This window comes from Coleofasciculus sp. FACHB-712, from assembly GCF_014695635.1.
GTDB lineage: Bacteria > Cyanobacteriota > Cyanobacteriia > Cyanobacteriales > FACHB-T130 > FACHB-T130.
This window is the reverse complement of record NZ_JACJOQ010000099.1, coordinates 1-4,266: the sequence shown is the minus strand read 5'-3', so window position 1 is coordinate 4,266 and position 4,266 is coordinate 1. Positions and strand designations below refer to the sequence as shown.

4 protein-coding genes are annotated in these 4,266 nt (G+C 47.5%); 3 read left to right on the top strand and 1 reads right to left on the bottom strand.

All coding sequences use genetic code 11. From position 1 onward, the window contains the following. Nucleotides 1-681 precede the first annotated feature (681 nt). On the bottom strand, nt 682-1,389 hold the full coding sequence (rppA, locus tag H6F50_RS02470; RefSeq protein WP_190425964.1) for a two-component system response regulator RppA: 708 nt from the start codon (nt 1,387-1,389) through the stop codon (nt 682-684). A gap of 86 nt (nt 1,390-1,475) precedes the next feature. Between rppA and hisG the strand changes: the two genes are divergently transcribed. The 3 genes from hisG to H6F50_RS02455 all read left to right on the top strand — a co-directional run. After that, nucleotides 1,476-2,120, top strand: coding sequence for an ATP phosphoribosyltransferase (hisG, locus tag H6F50_RS02465; protein ID WP_190425960.1), 645 nt, complete (start codon nt 1,476-1,478; stop codon nt 2,118-2,120). Between the two features lie 14 nt (nt 2,121-2,134). After that, entirely contained in the window at nt 2,135-2,368 is a 234-nt protein-coding gene (locus H6F50_RS02460) for a hypothetical protein (protein WP_190425957.1), read from the top strand. Between the two features lie 27 nt (nt 2,369-2,395). Continuing rightward, nucleotides 2,396-4,266, top strand: a 1,871-nt coding sequence (locus H6F50_RS02455) for an ABC transporter ATP-binding protein (RefSeq protein ID WP_190425955.1), incomplete at its 3' end; no start/stop codon positions are given.

Sequence of the window (4,266 nt, the reverse complement as noted above, 5' to 3'; positions counted from 1 at the left end):
TATCAGACAGAAGTACAAGCGATCGCACAATTGGGAATTACCTTCCATGACTGGCTGAAATTAACTCCCTCCATAGACTCTAAACCCGACGGTGCAGAATTAATGTACATCATTCCATCCCAGCCGTTAGAGTTGCAATTCTCTGTTTAAAGTGGTTTCTCTTCCAGAAAAGAATAGCCAGCAAATATCGCCTGACAATCTCTTCCCAAGCACAGGCGATATGCTGATCATTAAAATTTAAAAGTAAAAAAAGCTAATCCGTGATTATTGCGCGTAACCAATAAGAAGATAAATGTCAAGATAGCACCAGAAAAAATAGCCCATAAAACATATCGATTTTTTCGATTCAACCAACTAAAGAAGAATACTAAAAGGAGAAAAAGAATAGTAGTAGCAATTCTTTGTAAGTTTCTTAAATCCCAAGCTATCAAGGGGTCTTCCAAATCTCCAAGCATCATATAAAATAGCTCCTTGTAATTTAGGCTTATTCTAAGCAATATCAATAGACAGCTCAACAGCTAAACACATAGTTTTGTGTAGACGATACCAAGCGATCGCTACTGTTAGGAAAGCGAATATAGACAATGGTGTTGAAATACTACTAATGATAGTTGACAAATATCAAAAGATTGCCTTTTGAATATCGCTACTGAAAGTTAGAAAGCAAGTCAGAAAGCCGCCTTAGCCGCCATCTCCAAAGCGATAGCCTTTGCCATAGACAGTGTGAATCAAAGTTGTCTCTCCAGATGCCTCAATTTTGCGCCGCAAAAGGCGAATCAAAGCGGCTAAAACGTTACTGCTGGGTTGTTCGTCTGGGTTCCACAAATGTTGATGAATTTGGGCGTGAGTGAGCAACTGCCCCGCGTGACGCATAAAATATTCCAGCAGATGAGTTTCTTTCTCCGATAACTCAATGGTGCGTCCGTGACGATAGGCTAGCTGGTTTTCACAATCTAGTTCTAAATCTCCAATCTGAAGTAAGTGAGGATGGTAGTGCGCTTCTATCGTCGCGCTAGCAGGCGCATCAGTCGCGGAACGACGCAGCAAGGCGCGGACTCGTGCGAGTAACTCTCGCAATTCAAACGGCTTCACTAGGTAGTCATCCGCACCGGCGTCCAAACCCAGCACGCGGTCGTCTAGGGTATCTTTGGCAGTGAGAAAGAGGACGGGTGTAGCATCTTTGCGCGATCGCATCTGCTGACAAATTTCCAACCCGCTGATCTGCGGCAGCATCCAATCCAAAATCAGCAAGTCATAGCCTCCTTGCAGCGCCATCTGGTTGCCAGACGCCCCATCATAAGCCAACTCAACGCTGTAGCCTTCACGACTTAGCACGCGACTCAGCGGTTCAGTCAGCTCAACTTCATCATCCACCAAGAGAATTCGCATCACAAAAGTTATGAATTATGAGGTATGAGTTATGAGTTACCTTGTGACATCCAGAACTCAATACTTAACACTCAGAACTCTATTCTATGCTTACCGTTGCATTGCCCAAAGGCGCACTCTTATCTGATAGCATTCGTCTACTGCAAAGTGTCGGACTCGACTTTAGCGCCTTTAAAGATTCTGGCAACCGCCAACTGCAAATACAAGACCCCACCGGCACCGCCCAAGCCCTACTGGTAAGGGCGCAAGATGTCCCAGTTTATGTGGAATATGGGCAAGCACATTTAGGGATAGTCGGTTACGATGTTCTGCGGGAGAAAAACCCCCAGGTTGCTCATCTAGCTGACCTCCGATTTGGTTCTTGTCGGCTGTCAGTGGCGGTAAAGTCTTCTAGCCTTTATCGGTCAGTCTTACAACTGCCGCCCCACGGTCGAGTCGCGTCTAAGTTTGTTCACTGTGCCTACGAATACTTTGAAAACTTAGATTTACCCGTAGAAATTGTGCCTTTGTCTGGTTCCGTAGAACTAGGGCCGATTACCGGGATGTCCGAGGCGATTGTGGATTTAGTTTCCACAGGTCGCACCCTGAGCGAAAATGGCTTGATCGAGATTGATACACTATTTGAAAGTACAGCGCGGTTAATTGCCCACCCTCGGAGTTATCGCCTGAATACGGGCGATATCCATCAATGGGTCGAAGATATCAGAAGCGCTGTTCTAATTAATTGCTAGCGCAAGGCGATCAAATGGACGAAACAATTAGGATTTGCTCGGTTGATAAAAATGCTTGGAGTTCAATTGTGCAAGGTTTTGACCCGAATCTTCTCCAAGATGTGCTAGAAGTATATGGCGCTGATGGCGAGAAAGTCGGAACTCTGTGCGAATCGGTAGATGGCAAATCCTACATCAATGGGCAACCTGAAACAGCTTACCTATCTCTACAGGCAGCTGCTACAGCACTGGTGAAAGGGGAACAATGAAATAAGTAGAAAGAAGATAGTGGCAGCATGACTCAATCCCCGCCTCTGACGGAAACTAGAGAGCGATCGCGCGTTCGTGAAAGCGACTGGCGACTCTTCCTGCGCTTAGTCCCCTACGCGCGGAAAAGCAGTCGTCTGCTGATAATTTCCATCCTGTTGTTGGTGCCGCTGTCAGTCGCCGGGGCAATTCAACCGATCATCGTGGGGCAAGCAATTTCGCTGATTCGCGGGGAAGAAGTCTGGTCTTTTCTTCAAGGTAAAGGCTTGTTGGAAGGAATCAATCTTCTCGCCGTTTTACTCCTGCTAACGATGATCGTTCGGATGGTGTTCACCGCCGCCCAAGGTTACACCGTGCAGAAGGTGGGGCAGCAAATTACCGCCGAGATTCGCACTGATTTATTTCATCATGTCACGTCCTTGGCGGTGCGATTTTTTGACCGCACCCCTGTAGGACGATTGATTACCCGCCTCACCAGCGATGTCGAAGCCCTAGGGGATGTGTTTTCCACAGGTGCCATTGGCATTGTCAGCGATCTGGTATCGATTTTAGCGATCGCTGTCACCATGTTTTTGCTGCAATGGCAGCTGGCATTGATGCTGACACTGATGTTGGTGCCAGTCACGGCTTTGATTATTTACTTCCAACAGCAGTATCGCAAAGCCAATTACAAAGCCAGAGAAGAACTGTCTGCACTCAACTCAACGCTGCAAGAAAACATCGTAGGGGTGAACGTCGTGCAGCTATTCCGGCGAGAGAAATTCAACTCAGAACTGTTTCGGGTGACGAATCAGCGGTACATCGAGGAAGTGGATAAAACCATTTTTCACGACTCAGCCGTATCAGCCACCTTGGAGTGGATTGCACTGGTAGCGATCGCGGGCGTACTCTGGTTAGGCGGACAAATGATCATGGGCAAAGCCCTCAGTTTTGGCACCCTCTCTGCCTTTATCCTGTATGCCCAGCGTCTCTTCGATCCCTTGCGACAATTTGCTGAAAAATTCACCTCCCTGCAATCTGGTTTCACCGCCGTCGAACGCATCACCGATATTCTCAACGAACCAATTGAAATTCGCGATCCTGAAGGGACACAAAAACAGCTTATAGACAGGGGAATTATCCCGTCTGTAGCAGAGGAACCCAGGAGAATTTCCCATTCCCCATCCCCAACCGCCAAAGGTGAAATTCGCTTTGAAAATGTCTCCTTTGCCTACAAAAATGATGAATACGTCCTCAAAGACCTAAACTTCACCATCCATCCCGGCGAAAAAGTCGCTCTCGTTGGTCCCACGGGTGCTGGTAAAAGTTCGATTATTCGCCTGCTGTGTCGCCTTTACGAAACCACCGAAGGTCGCATTTTCCTCGATGGTGTCAATGTCCGGGACTTACCCCAAAGAGAACTGCGGGAACACCTAGGCGTCATCCTTCAAGATGGCTTTCTGTTTGCCGGTGACGTGAAGAGCAACATTACTCTAGGAGATACTTACTCCTTTGAAGAAATTCGACAAGCCGCCGAAAAAACCAATGTTGCCAGTTTTATCGAACAACTGCCTCAAGGCTACGATACCCAACTTAGAGAACGAGGCACTAATATCTCCAGCGGACAAAAGCAACTCTTAGCATTTGCCCGTGCCGCTATCCGCAATCCCCGTATTTTAGTGCTAGATGAAGCAACAGCCAGTCTAGACGTAGGTACAGAAGCCTTAATTCAAGATGCCCTCGACAAATTGCTGGAGGGACGCACCGCCATTATCATCGCGCACCGTCTCTCAACCATCCGCAATGTAGACCGGATTTTGGTGCTGAAGCGAGGGCAACTGGTAGAGTCGGGCAGCCACGATCAATTGTTGCGCCAAGGCGGATTGTACGCCAGTTTGTATCAGTTGCAAATGTTAGGCGC